Raw genomic sequence first — 1349 nt, forward strand, 5'->3', positions numbered from 1 at the left:
GCCGCGGCGACCCGCGCCGGGTCAAACGGCATGTACCGACGGTCGGCGGATCCCCGCGACCCCCGCCCCTACCAGCACAGATCCGCTCATCGTCTCCCCTGCACGCATGCCCCCCGGTGCGCTGCGCCGATCCTACCCATCGGCCCCGGCCCCGACCCCCGGTCACCGTCCGCCGTCGTGAAACCCGGTTGGCGTCGCCCCGACGCAGATCACGCGCGGGCGCCGCTCTCCTGCAGTCTCGTGTGTCATTCTCGGCTGAGAGCGCCCGCCGACAGGGGCGTGGATCAACCGGACAGACCCCAGCAGAAGGGAGGCGGAGCATGGATGAACAGGGCGTTGCCGCAAAGCTACAGCCTCTGCTGTACGAGCCCAATCCCAAACACAAACCGGCGCCCCTCTTTCCGGTAGGCATGGGTCAATCTGTCCTCGGGATGCCGCCGGGGAGGCTCTCCTCGCGACAAGCGACCTGTACGGCCAGAAGAGGTATGCAACCGATGGCGCCCGCCCGTACTGCGCGCAACAACACGACGCTCAACGCAACGCATGGCACGGATATCCCGTCGACTGGGACGAGGTTCCCCCTTTGCTGGTAGGGGACTGGGTAGCGGCTGGAAAAGTCGATCGCCGGACGGTTCGCCGAGCGAAGAGGCGGCGGGAGCGGTGACTCTCAAGTGGGAGCGGTTCACCGGGAGCACAGACGTGTTTGCCGTGCGGCTCGGTTTTATGCCCGATCCTGACGAAGGCCGTGCGGCTGGCCCGGAAGAATCGGCGTCATGGGGATCCCTTCAGCTGTGGGTCGAAGATCAGAATATCTGCACGCACATCGATCAAGGTGAAGTGCTGCAGAGCGTTCACTGGTATCTCCTACCCTTCCTGGAATGGCTCGTAGATTCATGGAACCCCCTGCTCCACGAGGAGCGTCCACCAAACCGCAACGCGGGTGATTCTGCCGTCTCCTCGCTCGAGGCAACCCGGAATGCTCCTGAGCTCGCCGGCGAAGCGGCGACTATCGCCTGGGAGCAAGAATGGTTCGAGTGGCGCGGGCGCCATGCGGTACGAACGGCTCGGGCCGGCGGGCTGTTTCCGAACGTGCTGTTTCGCCGCCTGCGTGACCACATAGAGATCAGCTGGGCGGAGGAGGGCCTCGCCGGCGCCTCCGAAGGCTTCCAGTTCAGCGCTACCGCAGGCAGGTCCCTGCTGACACCGGAAGAAGTCGCCGGCCCGCTCCACGAGGTCCTTGCCGCAGCTGTGGCGTATCTGGGAAACACCATCCCGGGTAGCGAACGCCTGGCGATACTACAAGCCAAGATCGGCGATCTGACCGTTCCAGCGCAACACGATATCCGGCT

1 protein-coding gene is annotated in these 1349 nt (G+C 65.3%); it reads left to right on the plus strand.

The window, feature by feature from the left end:
* Positions 1-699: 699 nt before the first annotated feature.
* Positions 700-1349 (plus strand): hypothetical protein (locus U9980_RS28290; RefSeq protein WP_322770719.1); only part of this gene is annotated, 650 nt, incomplete at its 3' end.

The organism is Protofrankia sp. Cr1 (genome assembly GCF_963555865.1).
Classification (GTDB): Bacteria; Actinomycetota; Actinomycetes; order Frankiales; family Frankiaceae; genus Protofrankia.